Annotated in this window: 18 protein-coding genes; 6 read left to right on the top strand and 12 right to left on the bottom strand. The window is 48.8% G+C overall.

Features of this window, described 5'->3' with window-relative positions:
* Nucleotides 1-91 precede the first annotated feature (91 nt).
* Nucleotides 92-1,768, top strand: coding sequence for an aspartate-alanine antiporter-like transporter (locus tag NX720_RS02695; RefSeq protein WP_262599220.1), 1,677 nt, complete (start codon nucleotides 92-94; stop codon nucleotides 1,766-1,768).
* Between the two features lie 26 nt (nucleotides 1,769-1,794).
* Nucleotides 1,795-2,079 (top strand): HlyU family transcriptional regulator, encoded by a 285-nt coding sequence (locus NX720_RS02690; RefSeq protein ID WP_262599218.1) that lies wholly within the window; start codon nucleotides 1,795-1,797, stop codon nucleotides 2,077-2,079.
* A 119-nt stretch (nucleotides 2,080-2,198) separates the two neighbouring features.
* On the opposite strand, the gene NX720_RS02685 is transcribed toward NX720_RS02690, so the two are convergent.
* From NX720_RS02685 to NX720_RS02655, 7 genes are all read right to left on the bottom strand, one after another.
* On the bottom strand, nucleotides 2,199-2,663 hold the full coding sequence (locus NX720_RS02685; RefSeq protein WP_262599216.1) for a CesT family type III secretion system chaperone: 465 nt from the start codon (nucleotides 2,661-2,663) through the stop codon (nucleotides 2,199-2,201).
* On the bottom strand, nucleotides 2,660-4,294 hold the full coding sequence (locus tag NX720_RS02680) for a hypothetical protein (RefSeq protein ID WP_262599215.1): 1,635 nt from the start codon (nucleotides 4,292-4,294) through the stop codon (nucleotides 2,660-2,662). The genes NX720_RS02685 and NX720_RS02680 overlap by 4 nt, the downstream gene beginning before the upstream one ends.
* Nucleotides 4,291-4,785: a hypothetical protein gene (locus tag NX720_RS02675; RefSeq protein ID WP_262599213.1), complete on the bottom strand. Its 495-nt coding sequence runs from the start codon at nucleotides 4,783-4,785 to the stop codon at nucleotides 4,291-4,293. Before NX720_RS02675 ends, NX720_RS02680 begins: the two co-directional genes overlap by 4 nt.
* Nucleotides 4,775-5,293: a hypothetical protein gene (locus tag NX720_RS02670; protein WP_262599212.1), complete on the bottom strand. Its 519-nt coding sequence runs from the start codon at nucleotides 5,291-5,293 to the stop codon at nucleotides 4,775-4,777. The genes NX720_RS02675 and NX720_RS02670 overlap by 11 nt, the downstream gene beginning before the upstream one ends.
* Nucleotides 5,294-5,419: 126 nt before the next feature.
* Nucleotides 5,420-6,019 carry a ribonuclease T gene (gene rnt / locus NX720_RS02665; RefSeq protein ID WP_262601707.1) on the bottom strand — a complete coding sequence of 200 codons (600 nt, stop codon included), beginning with the start codon at nucleotides 6,017-6,019 and terminating at the stop codon, nucleotides 5,420-5,422.
* A 53-nt stretch (nucleotides 6,020-6,072) separates the two neighbouring features.
* The gene (gene pyrC / locus NX720_RS02660; RefSeq protein WP_262599210.1) at nucleotides 6,073-7,122 is read right to left on the bottom strand and encodes a dihydroorotase; all 1,050 of its coding nucleotides are present in this window, start codon (nucleotides 7,120-7,122) and stop codon (nucleotides 6,073-6,075) included.
* 161 nt (nucleotides 7,123-7,283) lie between these two features.
* Complete coding sequence (locus tag NX720_RS02655) at nucleotides 7,284-8,588, bottom strand: hypothetical protein (protein ID WP_262599209.1); 1,305 nt, start codon at nucleotides 8,586-8,588, stop codon at nucleotides 7,284-7,286.
* A 378-nt stretch (nucleotides 8,589-8,966) separates the two neighbouring features.
* On the opposite strand from NX720_RS02655, the gene NX720_RS02650 reads away from it, so the two are divergent.
* The 4 genes from NX720_RS02650 to NX720_RS02640 all read left to right on the top strand — a co-directional run bounded on the left by NX720_RS02650 (nucleotide 8,967) and on the right by NX720_RS02640 (nucleotide 13,085).
* Nucleotides 8,967-9,704 (top strand): hypothetical protein, encoded by a 738-nt coding sequence (locus tag NX720_RS02650; RefSeq protein ID WP_262599208.1) that lies wholly within the window; start codon nucleotides 8,967-8,969, stop codon nucleotides 9,702-9,704.
* A gap of 218 nt (nucleotides 9,705-9,922) precedes the next feature.
* Nucleotides 9,923-10,396, top strand: a complete 474-nt coding sequence (locus NX720_RS26925; protein WP_404831134.1) for a recombinase family protein — start codon at nucleotides 9,923-9,925, stop codon at nucleotides 10,394-10,396.
* Entirely contained in the window at nucleotides 10,284-11,534 is a 1,251-nt protein-coding gene (locus tag NX720_RS02645; RefSeq protein ID WP_404831043.1) for an RNA-guided endonuclease InsQ/TnpB family protein, read from the top strand. The genes NX720_RS26925 and NX720_RS02645 overlap by 113 nt, the downstream gene beginning before the upstream one ends.
* Nucleotides 11,535-11,873: 339 nt before the next feature.
* Entirely contained in the window at nucleotides 11,874-13,085 is a 1,212-nt protein-coding gene (locus NX720_RS02640; RefSeq protein WP_262599206.1) for an argininosuccinate synthase, read from the top strand.
* A gap of 1 nt (nucleotide 13,086) precedes the next feature.
* On the opposite strand, the gene mltC is transcribed toward NX720_RS02640, so the two are convergent.
* The 5 genes from mltC to purM all read right to left on the bottom strand — a co-directional run bounded on the left by mltC (nucleotide 13,087) and on the right by purM (nucleotide 17,714).
* Nucleotides 13,087-14,199, bottom strand: coding sequence for a membrane-bound lytic murein transglycosylase MltC (gene mltC / locus NX720_RS02635; protein WP_262599205.1), 1,113 nt, complete (start codon nucleotides 14,197-14,199; stop codon nucleotides 13,087-13,089).
* 114 nt (nucleotides 14,200-14,313) lie between these two features.
* A complete protein-coding gene (gene gloA / locus NX720_RS02630; RefSeq protein WP_404831042.1) occupies nucleotides 14,314-14,721 on the bottom strand; it encodes a lactoylglutathione lyase in 408 nt (135 codons plus the stop codon).
* Between the two features lie 39 nt (nucleotides 14,722-14,760).
* Entirely contained in the window at nucleotides 14,761-15,549 is a 789-nt protein-coding gene (locus NX720_RS02625; protein WP_262599204.1) for a DUF3108 domain-containing protein, read from the bottom strand.
* Nucleotides 15,513-16,205, bottom strand: a complete 693-nt coding sequence (gene purN, locus NX720_RS02620) for a phosphoribosylglycinamide formyltransferase (RefSeq protein WP_262599203.1) — start codon at nucleotides 16,203-16,205, stop codon at nucleotides 15,513-15,515. The genes NX720_RS02625 and purN overlap by 37 nt, the downstream gene beginning before the upstream one ends.
* Before the next feature lie 459 nt (nucleotides 16,206-16,664).
* The gene (gene purM / locus NX720_RS02615; RefSeq protein ID WP_262599202.1) at nucleotides 16,665-17,714 is read right to left on the bottom strand and encodes a phosphoribosylformylglycinamidine cyclo-ligase; all 1,050 of its coding nucleotides are present in this window, start codon (nucleotides 17,712-17,714) and stop codon (nucleotides 16,665-16,667) included.
* Between the last annotated feature and the right edge of the window lie 57 nt (nucleotides 17,715-17,771).

The raw sequence follows: 17,771 nt of genomic DNA, 5'->3' as shown, positions 1-17,771 counted from the left end.
TATACCTTTAACCATCAATAGATGGTTAGATGCCGCATAACTTCGCTCTTTTTTGTCACTATCAATAAAACGCGTCGGAGCGCGGCAGAAAGTGGAACTCGACCTTATTGCGCTTTTAGATAAAAGCGCCCCGCTGTTGATTTTTTTAAACCTGTTTTTGGGCTATGTGGTAGGTAAAATTACCATAGGATCGTTTCAGATCGGGTCAACGACCGGTGTGCTGCTCGTTGGGCTGGTGTTTGGTCACTTTGGTTTTTCGGCCATGGCAGGGCTGGATACCATTGGTTTTATTCTGTTTATTTTCTGTGTCGGCCTGCAGACCGGCCCCCGCTTTTTCAGTGTCTTTCTTGAAGACGGTGCCAAATACATCGGCATGGCGGCCATCGTTGCGCTTTCCGCTATTGTCATTACCCTGCTTCTTTCTCATTTACAGGGCATTTCAGCCCCTATGTCCGCCGGTATTATGGCGGGTTCCCTGACCAGTACACCCGCGCTGATAGGCGCTCAGGACGCTATTCGAAATATGATGTCAGGGTCGTCTGAAGGGATGCAGATGGCACTGTCGGATATTGGTGTGGGTTATGCGCTGACGTATATTCTTGGCACCGTTGGGCTGCTGCTAATGATCAATTACACCCCTGCTTTGCTGGGTGTGGACCTGAAGAAAGAAGCCAAAAAAGTTGCTGTTGCCAAAGGGCTTGAGAAAAACATTAAAAAACATACCGAGTTGCCTATTGTACGGGTATTCCGACTGGATGAAGAACGCATCGGGCAGTTTGAGGGTAAAACCCTGCGTCAAATGGCTTTGCAGGATCGTACCGGTTGCCTGATTGATAAGATTCGCCGTAATGGCAGCATCTTTGAACCTGACGGTGATACGGCGTTGGTAGAGGGGGATTCTATCGCCCTGGTGGGGCGTCCACGGGAAATTTACAAGTTTCCCTACGAACTGGGTCAGGAAACCTTTGACAGCGAACTGCTTGACTATGAATTTGGCTCTCAGGAAGTGGTGGTGATTAACCCCCAGATCGCCGGAATGCGGTTGCAGGATGTGGGTATTGATGCGCTGTACGGCTGTTTTGTCAGCAAAGTCAGCCGTTCTCAGATTGAAATGCCTATTAACGACGATCTGCAACTGTGCCGGGGCGATGTGCTGGAAATCAGTGGCGAGAAAGGCCGTCTTGAACGTCTGACCGAACGCCTGGGTTATGCCGATGAACAGTCCCATATCACTGATGTTGTGACCTTCACCTTTGGCATTGTCGCCGGTCTGTTGATTGGTCATCTGATTGTGAAAATCGGCAGTATTGATATCACCCTGGGCAATGCGGGTGGTCTGCTGTTGTCGGGTATTAGCATTGGTCATATGCGCAGCAACTATCCAACCTTTGGTCGTGTACCTCCGGCAGCAACATACGTGCTGATGGAGCTTGGCCTGATGTTGTTTATGGCGAACATTGGTCTGAGCGCTGGTGATGGTATTGTTAATGCGCTAATGAATATTGGCCCGATGATTCTGTTGAGCGGGATGATTATTATGATTGTGCCAGTCATGACAGGCTATCTGTTCGGTCATTATGTGCTGAAGCTCAACGTGGCGCTGTTGCTGGGCGCATTGACCGGAGCCCGCACCAGTACCGCTGCCCTGAACATTCTGACAGAAGAGGCAAAAAGCAACGTACCTGCGCTCAGTTATGCAGGTACCTATGCTTTTGCCAATGTGTTTATGACGCTGGCAGGCACAATACTGGTCAATATGCCCTTGTGAACGGGTAATGGAAAAGGAGACTCAGAGTGGGATTTTTCTCAAAGTTGTTTGGTCTGGACAGGGAACAGGAACAGTCTGAAGCAGTGGTTGAGCCTTTCGACTACCAGGGCTTTCAGATTTATGCCGAAGCTAAGGCCGTCAGTTCGCAGTTTCAGGTGAATGGCCGAATCTGCAAAGAGATCGACGGTGAGCTGAAAACCCATGACTTTATTCGATCCGACCTGTTTATGATGCCGGAAGATGCCAATGAGGTTATGCTGCGCAAAGCCAGAATGTTTATCGACCAGATGGGCGAGGGGGTTTTTGACTGAAAGTTTAGAGATATACTGCTGTTAGCTGTTAGCTGTTAGCTGTTAGTTGTTGGTTGTATGAACAGCCAAAAGCCAAAAGCCAGTAGCCAAAAGCCAAAAGCCCGGCATTGCTACCAATCTCATGGCGCCATTGGCTTAAACATATCATCAAAGCCGTCGGCCAGTTTCTGCTGGGCTTCGGCTTCTTTTTTCATTTCCAGTTCGGGCAGTAGTTGTTCGGCCACATCCAGCAGATTGGCGACCATATTGTCCAGCATCTCAACGGTGGTGTTTTCTGATGTAGCCCGGTGCGACAGAACGATGCGTTCGCCAATGGTGTCCCAGCCCAGCGCCGCCCCCCTGGTTTCAAGGGCGTAAGCGTTAAGCTTCATGGCGGTTTCCAGTCGTTTTCGGCGAATTTCCCCGCTGCCAATAGTAGTCATCTCAATAATGATAAACAGGTCATCACAGTAAGCAGGTGCTTCCAGAGTAACCGGAAACAGATCGTTAAAGGTAAACGCACAAACCCTTCCACTGTCGTCTGTAGCAGATTGATCCAGTCCGGCTTGTTGCATCCATGCTTTCAGTAGTTCAATGCCTGTCATGGTAAAATTCTTCCGTAACGAAAATGATTAGGTACTGTCGCATAAGCCGGTTGATGACTGAGACTTGAACGATGACTCATCAACCGGGATTGTCGGGAAGCTCTCTGTACTGGGTTAAAAGCCAGGCTGTGGCCGGTTGAGACTGGCCCCCGCTGCGCCTGCTCTTTTCGTTTGGGCCGTAGCTTGCCTGCCAGCCACAGGGAACCGGACTGGATTCGTTTGCCAAGAGCCGTTAAGCCCACCACATGAAGCAGGGTCTTGCCGGTTTGTTGCAGTTGCAACCCTTTGAATTTCACTTTGTCGCGATACAAAACCGCCTGCAGGCTTTTCATGGCGATTTTTTCAGGAGCCAGTTGCAGCTTCTTGATGGTATTGTCTGTAACGCCAAAATCGCGCAGAAACTCGATACAGTCTGACAAGGCTTTTCCCTCAGCGCTCCGCAAGCGTAGCAGAAAGGCTTTTTCAGCAACGCCAATATTACCTCTGGCCAGTGCAGCCAGGCTTTCTTTTGCTGCCATAAGAGTTTCGCTGCCTTCCCGGGCTTTTGTCAGCTTCCTGTTATGATACAGGTCGAATGCCATCGTACCCAGTCCGGTGGCGGTTCCCAGCGCTCCAGTGGCGATCAGTGCCGCTGGTGCGCCAACGCCGCTAGCTGTCAGCCCCACCGACACACCTGTAAAAGCAGCACCTATGGCGGTATTGAGTAAATGCTTGCGGGCTTCGATGGTTCGTTCCTGTTTAATGTGCCCGGCCAGTGCTTTCAGCAGAGGGTCGTTGGTGGCGGCTTTGGCTTTGGCAAGGTTGTTCAGGGCAACAACCTGGGTACCGGTTTTGATGGCAGAATGGGCGGTTGCAATGGCTGAGGAAACTATACCGAAGACGGGAATAGCCTTCGCTGCGGTTGAGCTGAACCCTCCGGCAAATATCAGTGAGCTTTCGGCGGCGCTGGTGCCCTGGGCCAGCAGGTCTTTGGCTCGTACCAGATGATCGACAGCCACCTGACTCTGGCTGCGGGACAGGTCTGAGACGGTGGTGACGAGACGCTGTTGCAGGGTTTTCTGATGCTTCGGATGACCGACCAGCTTCCGGGTCCGAGGGTTATACAGTTTGAGTAATGTCTGGGTCTGTTTACGCTCGCTGTGATGACTCATATCCCTGATAGCGTGCCAGGCACCCGTGATGGTGTCCTGTATAAAAGACAGGGCACCTGTGACTGCGGCTATGCCCTGCAGGGCATGATAGGTTTCAACAAACTGACGGTTAGGCACCTCCCAGGAACCGGTATGCTGTTTGAATCCGGCCTTGACGGTTTTGATGCCAGCTAACGCCACGGTGTGTGTGGCCTGCAGGAATGCTTTGATGTTACTGCCAATGATCGCCGCTTTTTCAAGGTTGCTGGCACCCTTGTCAAAATGTGCCTGTGGATGACCGGCTACGATTTGTTTAGCCAGGTTGAGCGCTTTTCCCGGAGTTTCAGACAGCGCGTTATTTTGTTGGCCCAGGGGGTGAACGTGAATGTCGGCACTGGCTGACCGACGAAATAGTCTTCTTTTAGTCTGATTGCTTTCTGCGCCGGTTATGTAAGCTGCATGAGCCGGGTTTGTCAGACGCAGTGAACGGGTACGGTTCATTGAGCAGGCTCCAGTGTCTGCAGCTGTTTAATAGCGGTTTCTATGGCACAGGGCAGGGTGATTGTTTGCTGGCTCAATGCAATAGCAGGATTGAAAATGGCGCCGGCTGCACTACGTAGCTGAATAATACCTTCATTGACGAGATTGAGATGACTTTTGGTTTCTGACTGGATGAGTAGTCGTAATGTCATTTGTTGCCGGGTCTGACAGAGAATCAGTGGCGCAATCAGTTGCCCGGTCGCCAGGACGAAGGTGTTCAGGCTTTCTGATTCTTCAAGGTCCATGGCGATAACGAGAGTGGTGGAGATCAGGTTTCTGGCAGGCTTGCGAGTGATGCATTCCGCTTCGATACCGGGAGCCAGATTAAAGCTGATGGCTGTGAAGTGGTTTTTTTTGCCCTGGCTTTTGCCCTGGCTCATGACCTCAAGAGCGACCGGCTGTAGCCCTGCTGCCTTTAAATGGCTGAACAGTAGCTTTTGCTCAGCCTTCATAGGTAATGACCTCAAACCAGTGTTCTGATAACAGGTCTGCCATCATCCGGGCTTCTTTACTACTGAGTTGTTGCTGTTCGATTTGCAGGCAAGCCTGATGCAGCAGGGGGGCCAGAATCTGAACCGTATCCAGCATGGCACGGCTGTTGATTTTGGTGTTCAGTGAAATGAGCTTTGTCTGTCGTATAACCAGCTGAACCGGTTCTGGATTGATGATCAGGGCGACCGGTGCTAATACGGCAGTTGTCTGCTGTATAAAGGCTTGAGTAGCCGGGGTTAAGGTAATGGGAGTGGGTAGCTGGGCATCAATAATCACGCTCAGAGAGTTCGGGTTCAGCCCTTGTTGGAGAACGGCTGTAAACTGGACATCGGGTATATGCCCGGCGGTCAGGCTCGTGGACAGGTAAAAGGCCTGGTCATTGCTGGCTTCTACGATTCGTTTTAAGCCCAGCTGTCGCCAGTAGTTTTTCAGGTGTAATGACTTTTCCCGCAGGTTTTTTGCGTTCAATGAAATGGCTCCCTGCCTTGAACGTCGTTTAATTAACTCTACCGGAATGTTTTATTAACGGGCAAGGGGCGACAGGCGATATTGCCCTTCAGATAAGCACCTGAAGGGCAGAAGGAAACGATCTGGTCAGAGCCAGCCGCCCAGGTCTTTCCACTGGTTGACAATGGCGCAGAAGAGTTCAGCGGTTTTTTCCGTATCGTAACGGGCTGAATGGGCTTCGCCTTTGTCAAAGCTGACGTGTGCTTCTTCACAGGCTTTGGCCAGAACCGTCTGACCATAAGCCAGTCCACCCAGGGTGGCGGTGTCGAAACAGGAGAAAGGATGAAACGGGTTGCGTTTGATATCGTTTCTTTCTGCGGCTGCCATCAGGAAGCTCAGATCAAAAGAAGCATTGTGACCAACCAGTACTGCCCGGCTGCAACCCTGACGTTTCACTTCCTTGCGCACATTTTTGAAGATGGCTGAAACAGCCTGCTCTTCTTCAGTGGCAATGCGCAACGGATGGAAAGGATCGACACCGATAAACTCGATGGCAGCCTTCTCGATATTGGCACCTTCAAACGGTTTGATATGGAAGGACTGGGGCTTGCAGGGATGCACATAGCCCATTTCATCCATTTCAATCACCACCGCTGCAATTTCCAGCAGGGCGTCGGTGGCGGGGTTAAAGCCGCCGGTTTCCACATCAACCACAACCGGCAAAAAGCCGCGAAAGCGGTTGGCCATCAGATGGCTTTCATCAACCACGGAATCTCCTTAATTCATCATTCAGCAGGCAGTCAGCGAACCAGACGCCAGGTCAGGGTTTCGCCAGCTCTCAGGGGGATTACCTGATCATCGCCGTAGGCAATGCTCTCCGGTAGCTGCCAGTCTTCTTTGGTCAGAGTGACAGTCTTGGTATTACGGGGCAAACCATAGAAGTCCGGGCCGTGATGGCTGGCAAAGGCTTCCAGTTTGTCCAGTGCGTTCATCATCTCAAATGCTTCAGCGTACATTTCCAGCGCTGCCGGCGCAGTGTAACAGCCAGCGCAGCCACAGGCTGCTTCTTTTGCATCCTTAACGTGTGGCGCGGAGTCAGTACCGAGGAAGAATTTCGGGTTGCCGCTGGTGGCTGCTTCTAACAGCGCTTGCTGGTGGCTATTGCGCTTCAGGATCGGCAGGCAGAAGTAGTGTGGGCGAATACCGCCGACCAGCATGTCGTTCCGGTTAAACAGCAGGTGGTGCGCGGTAATGGTAGCGCCGACGTTGGCTGGCGCATTCGTCACAAACTCCACGGCATCGGCAGTGGTAATGTGTTCCATAACAATTTTCAGTGTCGGGAAGCGCTTAACCAGATCGCGCAGGTAGCGATCGATAAAGACTTTTTCACGGTCAAAGATGTCGATGTCCGGATCGGTGACTTCACCGTGTACCAGTAATGGAATACCACATTCTGCCATGGCGGCCAGTGTGTCATGAAGCGTGTCATGAATATGGGCCAGATCGGTGACACCGGAGTCAGAGTTGGTGGTGGCGCCGGCAGGGTACAATTTCAGAGCCTTGATATTACCCCGGGCTTTGGCGGCATAAATCATTTCCGGTGTGGTCTGGTCCGTCAGGTACAGCGTCATCAGTGGTTCAAAATCAGCGCCCTGGGGAGTCGCTGCCGTAATGCGCTGCTGATAGGCAGTGGCGTCTTCAACAGTCACTACAGGGGGGCGCAGGTTTGGCATTACAATCGCACGGGCAAAGGTTCTGGCTGCGGAGGCCACCGTTTCTGCCAGTGCGTCACCATCGCGCAGGTGCAGGTGCCAGTCGTCAGGGCGTGTCAGGGTAAGCTGTTGGGTCATAAGGGGTAGTGTACCTGTTCCGGTAAAGCCTGATAAAAAGGCCGTTTGTATCCGGAAGGGCATCCTAGCGAATATCGTTTATACATGGTAGTGATATTTTGCCTGAAACGCATGGATTTTGCTGTTTTTACCCAGTACTTCGGGTGCAGTCGGCAAAAGTCTCATAAACCACTTATATGTCTTAGCAATAGCTCTGCTGTTCCTTCGATAATGCCGGCAATACTTTTGACTCTGGAATGAACGGTTGTCCTCTCATCAAAAAGTGGCTTGAATCGTTTCTCCTGCAAGTAACCTCCTTTTGATAAGACAGTTCCAATGTATGTCGTGTTAACAGGCAGGCCCGGGCTTTGGGGGGTTGGTGCTATCGCGTTGAACGGGTAATCCATCCGTGTGTTCATCATGGAGGTGTCCATAAGACTGTCACCCGCAGTCGCTACCCATTTTACTTTTTTCCGAATGTCAGGAACTTGACCTGAGATTATGTTGATCAAGCGGGCAAACGCAGCTCCTTTATTAAAAACTTTATGGTACGCAAAAATCAGGTCATGTTGCCCTGGCTCTTTAATGTGCTGCCCCCATACCCCAAATACAAAAAAACCTCTCAGCAGACCGAAAAACCAATTGTATGCCTGATTGGTGATAATGCCTTGGGGGCACCTTATCTCTAAAGATGCGGTATTGCTGATGGGAACACAAGGAGGTTGAATAATTACTTGCCAGGGAACTTGTGGAAATGTGACACCCGGAAAGAATTCAGTATATTGGGATTTTTGAAGAGAAAACCCGTTATGAATAGAGTTATTAATAAAATAACGGGAGCCACCGTTGGTGATAATGAAGTCCGCTTGTGGAACGTAAAGTTCCGGATTAAAAAAATCAAATTCGTCATAGGCGCGTGCTGTATTCAGAATTAACATTAATTGTCCATTCTTTCTCCATGATTCAAAACTGTTAGCACTCTGCATGTTTAACTGTAATTCAGCCGCTATAGCTTGATAATTCGGTTGTCTGTAAGAAATAGTATCGTCAATATCCCAGACAAGAATCAGCATTACATCAGGAGTTTTTTTTAGAATAGTGCCAATTTTAGTAAGGCTGTTAAGTAAATCTACATTGTTCGTTACAGGTTGTGAGTTTTTCCTTTTATTCTGCTCTGTGGAAAAATGACCCTGCCCTGTTTTTTTTCCAGAAGTTGTGGTCTCTTTTCCTTGTGAAAGGGTAGCCCCATGATTAGGTGCTGTCACCATGTAGTGCCTGATAAATTCACTGACTGATTTATTACTATCCCGGATATTTTCTGATGACAGCCAGGCTTTCAGCTTAACTCCTGCAAGTAGAGAAATCGGTTTATGCCATGGTGCGATCTGTAAAGTGGCTGAAAAGCCATAACCTTTGGCAATAAAGAAAAAAAATGAAAGTACCAGTAAAAATTGCGATAACATTTTTAATAAGTTGTACTTCCTCATAATTTCCTCTTCTGGGTACATAGTGACTTGGGCAGAGTTGGCTTAAGTCAATCGGGAATCTATATTCCACTGGATGTTTAGTAGAGTAAATTCTTCAGTTCAGCTACGTATAGCATACTCTTTCTGAGTGTGCTGTTATGGAAACCCGGTCAGCAGGATAGTTTCGTTAATTAGCCCGACTCCGGAAGCATTTATTGAAAGACATTTGTCTTTTGATGTGCGCCTGTCTCATCCACTTGAAGCTTGAGTCAAACAAGCTATCCTGACATGTACGGTCGACCAGCACCTGCTCGATAACGACGCTTTGACAGGAAAAGTTGTTGCTGGAACATATTTACGTCCGGCAGGTTTTGGGGATGGTTAAACGAGAGCTTCACGATGCTGGATGAAGAAAGAATTTTTGCTGGAAGCAATTTGTTGCGTTTGCGCAATCCAGCTAAGTTCCAAAATACAATGAATGTAGCGGGTGCCAGTTATCTTTGTAGCAGCTGGTGTCGTAATTTTAATAATGATGCGGTTCTTGTGGAAGCGAGCCCGTCCTACTTTTCTGGTTATGTTTATCGAACCCAATATGGCAATCCGGGAGAGATTCTGGAAAGTGGCTTTCACCTCACAGCTTCCAGATGCGAAAGAGAAGAATTGTTTCAGCGATTATGCGGAGCACAAGGCGGGAATACATTTAACAGCGGCATCCTAACAAGCATTTGCGCCTCTTTCTCCAGTTATTCTCTCATGAGTAAAGTCCCTGCTACCTTAGTGTACGGTCATAACAGAAATCTCACGGTTCATACTTATCTGATCGATGCAACAGAATTTAAAGGCTTTGCCATTCCCTGCACCTGTCCCCTGGATCCAATAGTCATGCAGTTTCCCTATCTACGAGAAATTTGTGAAGTTAATTTTCCTAACATAATTCCCGGTTTTAAAATTGTAGGCATAGTGTTTCCCGCAAAAATTGGGCATAGCCGTAATACATACTGGCCTCCTAGACTATCACGGCTCTTGCTGGCTGTGAACCCTCACTATTTAGCAAACTTCGGATATGGGGGCGAAGAAAAAAAAGGCATACGGGCAGCAAGAGTAGTGGCGGAGCGCTTCAATAAAAAGGGGGAGTGATATTTTGCCTGGAGTGCTTGAGTTTCTGAGTTTTCGGTTCTTGTCGTAACAGTTAAATAAAAATGCAACAATCGCAACATAACTTGTTATACTGACAACAACATAGATAGCCAGAGGCGTTTATTTTGTGGGTATCCACAACCAAACTTGCCAAGATTGAGGGCGTAACAACCCAGACAATAAGGCGAAAGATCGAAAGCGGTCATTACGAGAAAATAATGCAAACGAGCGGGGGTCACTACCGCATATTCATCAACCAGCAGAGGAAGATATGCTATGCAAGGGTTAGCTCAGGGAAGCAAAAATCTTCCATTGCTACGCAAAGGCGACGCTTGCTCGAAAGGCATCCTGACGCAGAATTTATCAGTGACATTGCCAGTGCTTTCAACTTTAAACGAAAAGGACTGCAAACCATTCTGGAATCAGCGATGTGCGACCATCCAACCCACATTGTGGTTACCACAAAAGACAGGCTCGCACGATCAGGATTCGAACTTATCAAGTGGCTCGTTGAATTATCAGGAGGACAAATCGAAGTTTTGGATGACTCGAATGGTTCCGGTGAAGCCTTTGATACCCATGAGCTTATCGGTTTCATTACCTCGTTCTGCAACAGCCACTACGGAAAGCGTTCCGCTAAAAGGCGCAAAGATCGTAGCATCAAAAAGGATCAGAATTTACCCGGAGAATGAACCGGCCTACAGGGATGCACTTGCTCTTTACAGGCGTTCTTACAACCTGGCTGTAGAGCGGTTCCGCAATGACAAATACAAGGACGAAAATGGTAAATTTATTAATATGCGCCCGTCGATAAAGGCTCAGGTGGAGAAGGAGCAAAAAGACAATGGACGGGCTTATAACTCTATTATTTCAGATAATGGAACACTAGCGGCAGCGACAACATTCAAGTCTGTTTGCAGTAAAAACAAAAAACTCAAAGGGGCAAGTGGAGGTTTCTCAGAAATAAGTTTTAAGAGCCGTAAAGGAAGCAGGCACTCATTCTCTATTGATAGACTGCCAAAGGGATTGAACCCTTGCGTTAATGCGTTGGGCAGAATTCATCTAACGGAAGAAGTGCCTGCCGAAGCCATTGGTAAATCATGCGTTATTACCTGTGACAAAGGGCGCTGGTTCATTCAGGTTCAACAACACATAGAACTCAATGCCGATATCCAAGGCGCAGTGAAGTGTGTTGGGATAGACCCCGGAGTGCGAACTTTTGCTACCTGTTTCAGCGATAAAGAGGCTTTAATTGCAGGAAATGACTTTGCCAAAAAAAAGTTGTTCCCGCTTATGAAACGAGTTGACAATCTCATTGGGCAAAAACAAAAGATTCTGAACACCCAAAAAGGCATAAAGTTTCCTGACATGCCTCAGTGGGCGCAGGATCGTATTGTCAACTTTGACAAAGAGATTAACCGCCTCAAGTGCAAGAAAGATGACATTATTCTGGACTTGCATAACCGACTGGCGTTCGAGCTTGTATCCAATTATGACGTTATCTTTCTGCCGTCTTTCGAGACGAGGGGTATGGTCACACGAAAAGACAAAAAGGTGCGTACCATACGCCGGAATACCTGCCGCCAGATGCTAGATCTCAATCATTACGGGTTTAAGGTGCGTTTGAAGTGGTACGCCAGAAAGTACGGAAAGCACGTTGTGGATTGCAATGAAGCGTACACGTCAAAGACCCGCTCATGGGATGGCAGTATTGATGATCGGCTTGGTTCATCAAAAGTTATAAAAGGCAATGGTTTCACCGTTGACAGAGACATCAACGGTGCGAGAAACGTCCTTCTTAAAAATCTAACAAGGCAGCTTGAGCCTTAATCATAACAACGAATGTTGCGTTCGTTGCGGTTTTAATCAAGAGTTCAGAGTCTCGCAAATTTTGAGATGATAACGTTGACAGGAAGCGGGCTGACCAGAAAGTCCAGAGCTCGCGTCATTGTCGATATTTGCTGTCTGCTTTTGTCTGTTGGCTGTTTATTTGATGAGCAAGTCATTATTTGGTGTTAATAGGGCTTGCTAGTGGAACTTGTGTGAATTAATATGCTCAAAAAAAGCATAAATATACATAAGTGCTTATAAGTAATGCATTTTACAGTGAATTCTCTTGGCTGGCAGTGAATGGCTATCCAATCGGGAATCGGGAGTCGGGAGTCCTCAATGAAAGCGATAAAAAAAGTGGTATTGGCCTATTCCGGAGGGCTGGATACGTCTGTCATTGCGAAATGGCTTGAAGATACTTACGAATGCGAGGTGGTTACCTTTACCGCCGACCTTGGACAGGGGGAGGAAGTAGAGCCTGCCCGGGCCAAGGCGGAAGCCCTGGGTATTAAGGAAATTTATATTGAAGACCTGCGGGAAGAGTTTGTTCGTGACTTTGTGTTCCCCATGTTTCGGGCGAATACGGTTTATGAAGGTGAGTACCTGCTGGGAACCTCTATTGCCCGTCCGCTGATTTCCAAACGTCTGATTGAAATTGCCAATGAAACCGGTGCGGACGCGATCTCCCATGGTGCGACCGGCAAAGGTAATGATCAGGTGCGTTTTGAGCTGGGTGCTTATGCCCTGAAGCCGGGTGTGCAGGTCATTGCCCCCTGGCGTGAGTGGGACCTCAATTCCCGGGAAAAACTGCTGAACTATTGTGATCAGCACGGCATTGAGGTTGAGCGGAAAAAGGGTAAGTCGCCTTATTCAATGGACGCCAACCTGCTGCATATTTCCTATGAAGGCGGCATTCTGGAAAATCCCTGGACTGAGGCGGAAGACGATATGTGGCGCTGGACAGTCTCTCCTGAGGAGGCACCGGATAAAGCCACTTACCTTGATCTGACCTACGAAAAGGGCGATATCGTTGCCATCAACGGTGAAACCATGACGCCGGCAACGGTGCTGGAATACCTGAATAAGGTGGGCGGTGCCAATGGCGTTGGACGTTTGGATATCGTTGAGAACCGTTATGTGGGCATGAAGTCCCGGGGTTGTTATGAAACACCGGGTGGTTCCATTATGCTTAAGGCGCACCGGGCCATTGAATCCATCACACTGGATCGTGAAGTAGCGCACCTGAAAGACGAGCTGATGCCCCGTTACGCCAAGCTGATCTACAACGGTTACTGGTGGTCACCAGAACGTGAAATGCTGCAGAAAATGATTGATGAGAGCCAGCGGCATGTAAACGGCATTGTTCGGGTAAAACTCTACAAAGGTAATATCATTGTTGTTGGCCGTCAGTCCGACGACACCCTGTTTGATGAGGCTGTAGCGACTTTTGAAGAGGACGCAGGCGCTTACAACCAGGGTGACGCGGAAGGGTTTATCAAGTTAAACGCCCTGAGACTGCGGATTGCGGCAGACAAAGGGCGCAATTTATAAGTCAAACGTCGCCTTTGTAGAAATCTTTTTGAGCCGTCGTCACCTTCTTCAGGTAATTCCTTGACTCCTCACGAGGGTGGCGCTGGGTTAACGCCCAGTACACCTGCTCTGGCCGCATACTGTTCAGAATATCCATGGCTTTGCCACGATCTGAATGGAAGGTTTTTAATACATTGCCTGTGCCGCCATTGTAAGCGGAAATCACGGCATAATGTTTTGACAGGGGGTTCTGTACTTTCTTCAGGTAATGGTTCTGGAGCAGGTGCAAGTAGGCTGTGCCTGTATCGACATTGTTAAAAGGCTGAAACAGGTAAGCCTTGGTCGGCTGGTCATTACGTTTTTTCAAGCGCTGGAATACGTCCCGTCCGGCGGTGGCAGGAATGATCTGCATCAGTCCGTAAGCGTTGGATGGGCTGACCGCATAAGGGTTAAAGGAGCTTTCTGTACGCATCACCGCATAGATCAGGCTTTCCTTGACGTTATATTTACGGGCATGTTGTCGTACGGTACTGGCGTATTGATACTGTCGTTTTTCAATATGATTTTTTATCAGGTCAATATCAACTGAGTAAACCGTTCCCTTTTTACTGCGGCGGGTGGTTTGCCGGTTGGCAGCCAGGTAGTCAGCAAACTTGCCAGCACGCCATTCCCAGCGGATAGGCTTCTTTTCATGATCCAGCACCTGTCCGTAGAGCATGGGTTCTTCGCCCAGCTCAATGGCTTTATCGCTGAACAGATCAACCTTATCCGGGTCGTAAGGCGTGAGAAGGGTAACGATAATGGCCTGACGTAAATCTTTGTGGTCAAGGGTTTCTACGTGTATCTTCCCGGTTTCAAAGTTAACAATAACCCGGGTCCGGTAGTTATTGGTGTACTTCACATACTCGTTATTGCTCGCCTGTTTTTCATCACCCCAGTTCACCCGAGCCTCACGGGACAGTATTCTGACCAGCGCTTCAAAGGCGACGACGTCTTTTTCAATATTTATGAGCGTATTAGCCCAGGGGTCTTTGGCGGCTATTTCCCTGACAATGACTTTATCCACATTACTGGAGCAGCCAGACAAAAAACTAAGAATGGAGAACAGAAAGACAAGTAAACGACAGTGAGGCATCTGGCTTATTAGTAGTTAAATTAATAGTTAAATAAACAAAAAGAAGGAAGCGGCAACTGTATTAACAAACACTGTCGTCGCTTCCTTCGTGATAGGTTCTTTTGTGAAAAGTACTCAGCCTTTCAAGCCTTTGGTTGCACCTTTCATCTGGATCAGTTCGATTTTATAACCATCCGGGTCTGTGACAAAAGCTATTTCAGTGCTGCCACCCAGAACCGGACCAGGCTCACGGGTAATATTACCGTTGTTGGCTCGAATGGTGTTACAGGTGGCGTAGATATCATCAACACCAATGGCGATATGACCAAAGGCTGTGCCTTGATCGTAGCTGTCGGTTCCCCAGTTGTAAGTCAGCTCAATGACGGCCTGCTCAGACTCATCGGCGTAGCCAACAAAAGCCAGGGTATATTGGTACTTTTCGTTATCATGCTTCCGCAGCAGCTTCATACCCAGTACATCGGTGTAAAAAGCAATGGCACGATCCAGGTCACCAACACGCAGCATTGTGTGTAGAACTCGCACAAGGTACTCCAGTTCTGTTTGTGAGAAAAGAGGAAAAGTTTAAGAGGCTTTCAGGCCAATAATCTTTCGACCGTCTACCTCGCCTTCAGCAAACTCTATCAGGTATTCTGAATCATCTTTTTGCAAGAATTTGACCAGAACGTAATTCCAGTCTTTGGCAAACCAGATCCATGTCTGACGTTTATTGCTGTCCCGTTTGATTTTGACTCGCACGGTGTTCAGTTTACCAGCTTCTGTTTCCAACACCTCCTCACCTTCAATGATGAACTCCCGTTCATAGACTTCGTCATCATCAACAATGGGGTAATGTAAATCGGTTTTTCCGGCTGCAAGGTCAAGCCCTAATTGATATTGATAGGAAAGTCTGTCCTGAGCATGGGCAGGAAAGGTTACAGGCTGCTCTTCATGGTTCCATTTTGCCTGCATCTTCTGCCAGTCAAAGTGTGCCTCTTCAGGTTTGCTGCCAAACAGCCCGCCACGTTTATAGCGATAAAACACCGGCCTTACCCGATCTTTGTTTATGGTAAAGCGGGTTATTTCTGTCAGGCTGACGACGCTGGCATCAGCGCTGAACTCCAGAGTCCACTCATCGCCATTTTTACTCAGAGAACGAGCCCCCCTGGCACTAAAACCGCTATAACGGGTACTGTAATGGGCGGTAAACGGCTTTGGTTGTAGGGTTTGAGTTGACGGCTTTGTGGCTGTAGCTTTGTCGGCGGAAACGCCAGCCTGAGGTTCGGAGGCGGCAAAGGTAAAAGGTACTGCCGTCATCAGTAAAGAGCCAATAAGGGTCAGGCTCTTGAGGGTTTGATTGATAATCTTTGGCATTGTTGGTCCAGATTTTCTTCCTGCAATAAATATCCTTGTTTGGGCAGGGGGTGGTTGTCAAGCCATACCACACTGTCCTTACCGATGAGTCGGCCAGAGCAAAGCCAGTCTACAGCCAGCGGGTAGATTTTGTGCTCCATGGCTTTCACCCGTTGTTCAAGGGTTTGGACGGTGTCCACAGGATGGACAGGCAGTGATGCCTGAAGGATTATGGCTCCACTGTCGAGTTCATCCGATACAAAATGCACAGTGGTTCCGTGCTCCCTGTCGCCCAGTGCCAGAGTGCTTTGGTAGGTGTTCAGCCCTTTATGTTTTGGCAACAGGGATGGATGAATGTTGATCAGTCGGCCTGAAAAGTGCTGGACAAACTCACTGGACAGGATGCGCATATAGCCGGCAAGAACCACATAGTCAGGATTCAGTGGATTGATTTTCTGCAATAGGTGCTGGTCGAATGCACTTCGGTTAGGAAAATTTTTGTGGTCAACGGCGTGACCCGTGATATGGGCGTTTCTTGCTCGCTGCAAACCATAAGCATCAGGGCAGTTACTGAAAACACCGACGATTTCGTAATGAGAAACAGGCTGCTGATCAATGAGTGCCTGCAGGGTGCTGCCATTTCCAGACAGCAGGACGACAATGCGTTTGCTGCTCATGCTCATGCTCATAGATGTGGATGTGACTCTTTATTTTGATGAATCTTATCACTTCAAACGTAAAACCCCTTACTTTTAGTGAGGGGATGTAAGGGGCGCAGCATTCAATGTCTTACCGGGCTTTTGGCGGTTGGCTATTAGCTGCTCAGACAGCCAACCACCAAAAGCTAATAGCTAACAGCGGTATATTCTAACCTTCCGTTCCCCTAAGTTCAGCTTGCAAAGCAAGCTCTCTGTTCTATCTTTTTTTTGTCTTGGATGTTTTAGCGATTACGCTGCCAAGACAGGAAAGTAAAAAACTAAATTACCTCCGTTTTTTGCCCGTGTCGTTTACTCGACAATCTTAACCGTAGGGCAAGAAAGCGAATGAGGTGTGTCCCGCTACTGGTAAGGGATGCACTGCGGCAGGGCACTGCCGTCTAGCTGTAGGAATCCTCGTCGTTTACGGCGAGGAGGATGTCAACGATAAACGACCTGTTCGCCTTCGCCCGCTTCCATATGACCAATAATAAAGGCGTCTTCGCCCAGCTCGTTCAGACGGGCGACGGCCTGTTCTGCCTGTTCCTCAGGTACACAGATCACCATGCCAACACCACAGTTGAAGGTCAGATACATTTCAGACTGGGCGATATTTCCGCCTTCCTGCAGGAAGCGGAATACTTGCGGAATGTCCCAGCTGCTGGTGTCAATAGCTGCGCGGCAACCTTCCGGAATCACCCGTGGCAGGTTTTCAGTTAAACCACCACCGGTAATGTGTGCCATGGCATGTACCGGCATTTCCCTGCGCAGTTGTAACAGGGATTTGACGTAAATACGGGTAGGTGCCAGCAGTGCGTCAGCCAGAGGCTTACCGTCAACTTCCCGGGTCAGGTCCGCGTCTGTCACTTCCAGCACTTTGCGAATCAGGGAGTAGCCGTTGGAATGTGGGCCGCTGGACTTCAGTCCGATCAGGACATCACCGGCAGAGACTTTGGAGCCGTCGATGATGTCTTTCTTTTCTACAATGCCGACACAAAAACCAGCCAGATCGTAATCTTCACCCTGGTACATGCCGGGCATTTCTGCGGTTTCACCGCCAATCAGGGCGCAGGCTGACTGTTCGCAGCCTTTGCCAATACCGGTGACGACCTGTTCTGCGACATCGACGTTCAGCTTGCCTGTTGCGTAATAGTCGAGGAAAAACAGTGGTTCGGCGCCACACACCAGCAGGTCATTGACACACATAGCCACCAGGTCAATGCCGATGGTGTCATGCCTGTTCAGCTCCATGGCCAGTTTCAGTTTAGTGCCTACGCCGTCGGTTCCGGAAACAAGGACAGGCTCCTTATAACCTGTCGGGATCTGGCACAGTGCTCCGAAGCCACCCAGTCCGCCCATTACTTCCGGGCGTTTAGTGGCTTTTGCTACATGCTTGATACGTTCAACCAGTGTGTTGCCTGCACTGATGTCTACGCCTGCATCCTTGTAGCTAAGAGAGTCTTTGGAGGAATCGCTGTCGATTTTACTCATAGGAGGTGGTTCCGCACCTAAGTATTTAAGTCGAACTATGTCGAGGGTCAATGATCA

The organism is Endozoicomonas euniceicola (genome assembly GCF_025562755.1).
GTDB classification, from domain to species: domain Bacteria; phylum Pseudomonadota; class Gammaproteobacteria; order Pseudomonadales; family Endozoicomonadaceae; genus Endozoicomonas_A; species Endozoicomonas_A euniceicola.
This window is presented reverse-complemented; position numbering and strand designations above follow the sequence as displayed.

Coding starts and splice junctions, on each gene's coding strand:
- NX720_RS02685 (WP_262599216.1), bottom strand. CDS start 2,663: ATGACAGGCATTGAACTACTGAAAGCATGGATGCAACAAGCCGGACTG.
- NX720_RS02680 (WP_262599215.1), bottom strand. CDS start 4,294: ATGAACCGTACCCGTTCACTGCGTCTGACAAACCCGGCTCATGCAGCT.
- NX720_RS02675 (WP_262599213.1), bottom strand. CDS start 4,785: ATGAAGGCTGAGCAAAAGCTACTGTTCAGCCATTTAAAGGCAGCAGGG.
- rnt (WP_262601707.1), bottom strand. CDS start 6,019: ATGGCCAACCGCTTTCGCGGCTTTTTGCCGGTTGTGGTTGATGTGGAA.
- pyrC (WP_262599210.1), bottom strand. CDS start 7,122: ATGACCCAACAGCTTACCCTGACACGCCCTGACGACTGGCACCTGCAC.
- NX720_RS02655 (WP_262599209.1), bottom strand. CDS start 8,588: ATGAGGAAGTACAACTTATTAAAAATGTTATCGCAATTTTTACTGGTA.
- NX720_RS02650 (WP_262599208.1), top strand. CDS start 8,967: ATGCTGGATGAAGAAAGAATTTTTGCTGGAAGCAATTTGTTGCGTTTG.
- NX720_RS26925 (WP_404831134.1), top strand. CDS start 9,923: ATGCAAACGAGCGGGGGTCACTACCGCATATTCATCAACCAGCAGAGG.
- NX720_RS02645 (WP_404831043.1), top strand. CDS start 10,284: ATGAGCTTATCGGTTTCATTACCTCGTTCTGCAACAGCCACTACGGAA.
- NX720_RS02640 (WP_262599206.1), top strand. CDS start 11,874: ATGAAAGCGATAAAAAAAGTGGTATTGGCCTATTCCGGAGGGCTGGAT.
- mltC (WP_262599205.1), bottom strand. CDS start 14,199: ATGCCTCACTGTCGTTTACTTGTCTTTCTGTTCTCCATTCTTAGTTTT.
- NX720_RS02625 (WP_262599204.1), bottom strand. CDS start 15,549: ATGCCAAAGATTATCAATCAAACCCTCAAGAGCCTGACCCTTATTGGC.
- purN (WP_262599203.1), bottom strand. CDS start 16,205: ATGAGCAGCAAACGCATTGTCGTCCTGCTGTCTGGAAATGGCAGCACC.
- purM (WP_262599202.1), bottom strand. CDS start 17,714: ATGAGTAAAATCGACAGCGATTCCTCCAAAGACTCTCTTAGCTACAAG.